Origin of the sequence: Spongiimicrobium sp. 3-5 (assembly GCF_046557915.1) — a bacterium.
In the GTDB taxonomy this organism is placed as follows: Bacteria; Bacteroidota; Bacteroidia; order Flavobacteriales; family Flavobacteriaceae; genus JBHEBG01.
Map to the genome: position 1 here is coordinate 1 of NZ_JBHEBG010000014.1, position 4,658 is coordinate 4,658.

General features: G+C 39.9%; 2 protein-coding genes. Both read left to right on the forward strand.

All coding sequences use genetic code 11. The annotated features are described in order from the left end of the window. Positions 1-2,849, forward strand: a 2,849-nt coding sequence (locus tag ACEQ81_RS18590) for a T9SS type A sorting domain-containing protein (protein WP_411032425.1), incomplete at its 5' end; no start/stop codon positions are given. Between the two features lie 421 nt (positions 2,850-3,270). Beyond that, on the forward strand, positions 3,271-4,209 hold the full coding sequence (locus ACEQ81_RS18595; protein ID WP_411032426.1) for a hypothetical protein: 939 nt from the start codon (positions 3,271-3,273) through the stop codon (positions 4,207-4,209). Positions 4,210-4,658 lie beyond the last annotated feature (449 nt).

Genomic DNA, 4,658 nt, shown 5'->3' on the forward strand with positions numbered 1-4,658 from the left:
ATATAGGACAATATGTGCTTACCACACCAACGGGCTGTGCGGCCGTAATAAACTTAAATGTAGTAGCAAGTTGTGATTCTGGGGATACACCCATAACTGCCGAATATCGGATCAATGGGGTATGGGATAACGGAGCTTCTCAAATTGTTTTGGATGCTGGGAGCGATTTAATTATTAGTGCCCTTCCAAATGAAGTAGGTGGAAGTCAACTAGGTATAACTATAACGCTTCCAAGCGGAGGTACAGTTGGTGATGATTATAATATTGCAGGTGTTTCCGAAGCCAATGAAGGCACCTATATCATAACATCGGAAGAAGGTTGTTCCGTTACTTTGGATGTAGTTGTTAATCCGGTAGACTGTGCAGGACTTGGTCTTTTAACGGAATACAGAATTAACTTGGAACCTTGGGTACAAGGCGCCTCTGCTGTAACGGTAGATGAAGGGGTACAACTTATGCTCAGCGTATTTCCGGATGACCTTCCGTATACTATTACTGGGCCAAACGGATTTTTCGAAAACGTGGGTCTTGGAGATTTTACCATTCCTAATGTTACCGCAATACACGATGGTATCTTTACATTTACCAACATTGGATCTGGTTGTACTGTAGATTTGGACGTAACCGTAGACGTAGTAGACTGTAGCGCGGTAGTTTCCGAACATCGAATTAATTTTGATCCATGGATATTAGACTCCCCAACAGCCACAATAACCGAGGGAGCTCAATTGATGCTCAGTATTTTTCCAGATGACCTTCCGTATACTATTACCGGACCAAACGGATTTTCTGAAAATGTAGGTCTTGGGGACTTTACCATTCCCAACGTTACTTTACTACATGATGGTATTTTTACCTTCACTACCATCGGCTCTGGCTGTACTGTAGATTTAGATGTGACGGTCAATCCCCTGGATTGCGGTAACGTGCTTTCAGAATATCGGGTTGGCATTACCGATCCGTGGACACAGGGAGCTCCTACAGCCGTAGTGGATGAAGGTGATTTGGTAATGTTAAGTGTTTTTCCAAATGATTTGCCCTATACCATAACAGGTCCGAACGGATTTTTTGAGAACATAGGTGTAGGTAATTATACTTTTCCCAGTATTACACCTGCAGATAGCGGTATCTATACATTTACGACTATCGGAACTGGCTGTACTGTAGATTTGGAGGTAGTGGTAAACGTGGATTGCGCAGCACTAGGCCTGCTTACGGAGTATAGCGTTAACGGCGGAATCCCGGTTTCGGGGCAATCTCAATTAACGGTTACCGAGGGAGATGATTTGGCCCTTAGTATAATACCAGACGCAAAAACATTTAGTGTTACCGGACCCAATGGCAACAATAAGCCATTGGATGCTAACGACCTTCTCATTACTGGCAGCACTATTGCAGATAGCGGCACATATACTTTTACAACAGAGGAAGGTTGCTCCGTAGTACTGGAACTGACGGTAGAACCTTTTGATTGTGTTGGACTTGGATTGCTTACGGAATATAGCGTCAATGGAGGGATACCGGTTACCGGACAGACCCAGTTAACTGCCACCGTAGGAGATGATTTGGCCCTTAGTATAATACCAGATGCAAAAGCCTTTAGCGTCACCGGACCCAATGGTAATAGCAAGGCATTGGATATCAACGACCTTTTAATTACAGGCAGCACCGTTGCTGATAGTGGTACGTATACCTTTACAACAGAGGAAGGTTGTTCGGTTGTACTGGAACTGACCATAGAACCTATTGATTGTATTGGACTTGGGTTACTTGTAGAATATAGCGTCAATGGCGGTACAGCGGTTACGGGGCAATCCCAGTTGAGCGTTACAGAAGGGGATGCCTTATCGCTAGGTATTTTGCCGAATGGTAAAGCTTTCAGCGTTACCGGACCCAATGGAAACAATAAAGCCTTGGATCTCAATGACCTTGAAATAGCTAGCAGTGTTTTAGCAGATAGTGGTACCTATACCTTCACTACAGAGGAGGGTTGTACAACTACCTTGGAATTAACAGTAACTTCAGTGGTTTGCGATCAAAACAGTGTAACACCTGAATATGCTATCAATGATCAACCAGCACAGAGTGGCGCTGGCGCAATCACGGTGAATGTGGGAGATAGCGTAGATCTTGGCATTGTACAAGAGGTTCCGTTTACCGTTACATTGCCAGATGGTTCTGTATTTGATGGTGAATATTTCCTTGAAAACATAGAATTGGCGCAGGCTGGGGTATATACTTTTACCATTGAGAATGGTTGCACCGCTGTATTGGTCATAAATGTTGATACGGCAGCACCTTGTACCGCAACGAGCATTGTTGCTAGCTATACGGTCGATGGTGAATCTGGGAATAGCGAAAGTGAGATTACTGTTTTCGAAGATTCCGAAATTTCATTGGATGCCATTACTGAAAATAACCCTGTTACAATTACCTTACCGGGTGGTGAAGAACTTTTAGCACCCTATGCCATTACAGCTATTGGCATGGAGCAAGCAGGATTGTACACCTTTACCTCAGATTCTGGTTGTACTACCACGTTGAATATTGTAGTATTGGAAAGACAAACTCAAGGAGTAACACCATTGAAAGATTTGGTGGTATATCCTAATCCTGTACCTAATGGTATCTTGAATTTCGTTCTAACAGATTATATGGGCGAGGGACTTCAGGTTCAACTTAATGATATATATGGTAAAACAGTGTTGCAGCATATTATCCCTTCAAACCACGATAACGAAGAAGCATGGGACGTCTCGGGATTAAGTGTAGGAACATACATACTTATCATAGAAAGAGTTGATAATAATGATGTCGAATTTAAAAAGATAATCCATCTTGGGTTATAAGTAAAAACCCAGAAACAGGGAATTATTTAAAAATAGTTAAGAATACAGATAGTTTTAATTATGGAAAGGGAACCCGGCCGGGTTCCCTTTCTTTTGTTAGATCAATAAGTAAGACATCCTGTATTACACTAAACGCTCCAATTTTCTAATATAATTGGAGAATGGTAAGCAAGTAGCACCTAAGATATTTTATGCTTAGGCTGCACTTTATTTATGCTTTACCCGTTTAAAACTGAAGCATTCTTTCAGGTCCATCCACTGCAATGTTTTGTTTTAATGATGTTGTGTTGTCAATTAATCACCAAAGAGAAGGACTGCTATGGTGAACCGAAAGAAATAAAATATTAGTATTTTAGCCCGTTATGTGCGGAAGCTATTTTCCGTGTTATTTGAAAACCGAGTTTAGAATTACCAATAACAGATGCAAATAGTAAGGATTATAAAAAGAGCGATTGGTTTAATTACTTTTGTAGCGCTTATCGCGTATTTTACCGAGATCCTTAGGTCTGCGTTATATTTTGCTACCGAGTATTTAAGCGCGGATAAATCCTTAAGCAAGGAAACCACGGCAATGGTCGAAAACTTTACAATTTTAATGATCCTTTTGGCTCTAGTGGTTTCTGTGGTTTATTCCTTTGGACTAATGGGGAAGATTAAGACTTTGACCGATAGTTTTTTAGACAAGAACAAGGTTCTTTCATTTTTTGTTAAGGATGATGCGTGTCCTAAAGTTGGGTTTTCCTATTATACATTTTTTATAACCATCGTTTTGTGCGTCTTATTGCATTTGCATCAGCTGACATTTGGAGATCCCAAAGAAGAAGGTTTTATAGAAGGTTTTGCCGCGTTGTTTTTTTTAGTGGCTTCGGTTGTGTTCCTGATTACAAGTTTCAAGATCAAAAAAAGCGACCTACTTCATCTTAAAGGGAAAAAAGCAACCATTGCTTTAATTGCCTTATCATTGGTGTCCTTTTATATTTTTGGGGAAGAAATTAGTTGGGGCCAACATATTTTTGGATGGGACTCCTTTGGGATATTTGAAAAATATAACTTCCAAGCGGAAACGAATATGCACAATTTTCTAAATCCAATCTTTAATTTTGTCTATCCTTTCATAGGTATGTGCATGTTTATTTGTATGTTCTTAATTTGGTTTTTCCCAAAAACCAGTCAATCATATTTGTTCAGTGTTTTTTCTCCCCATAGAAGTTTGTTCTTCTTGTTTCTATATATGGCATGTTCAACATTTTATGGGCATAGTGAGATTTTTGAGATTTTACTTTCGATTTTCTTCTTGTGCTATGCCTTCAGGATGTATTTCTGCTTGGAAAATGGACGTTCAAAAGATGCCGGTTTATAGTTTGACATAAAACACCTTTTTAAATAATAAAGAATACTTTTTTCGGCAAAAATTTACTTTGATCCAAACTGGATATTAATTCTCATAAACTATTGACAATGGGGGGTTATTGAAGTAACCTCCATGGAGTTCGAATAGAAGAACATATTTGTTGGCTTACCATTTACCGAGTAATTATGGTGTTTAATCGAGATAGTTCTTATTGCATCAATAAAATACTTTATAAGTCTTAATTTTAACATAAATGTTTCCCCGAACAGTTGAAATCGAAAGATTAAAGAATTTTTTATGGGAAACAGTTACCTCACGCGTTTTTTCTTACTGATCATCATATTCTTTTCCGGTGTTTCCGGAGCATATTGCCAAGACCCGTCCCAGGACGGTCAATGGAGCGATCCCATCGGATTCGGGATAGTTCCTGTCGCTGTTGCGAACCTTCCCGACGGACG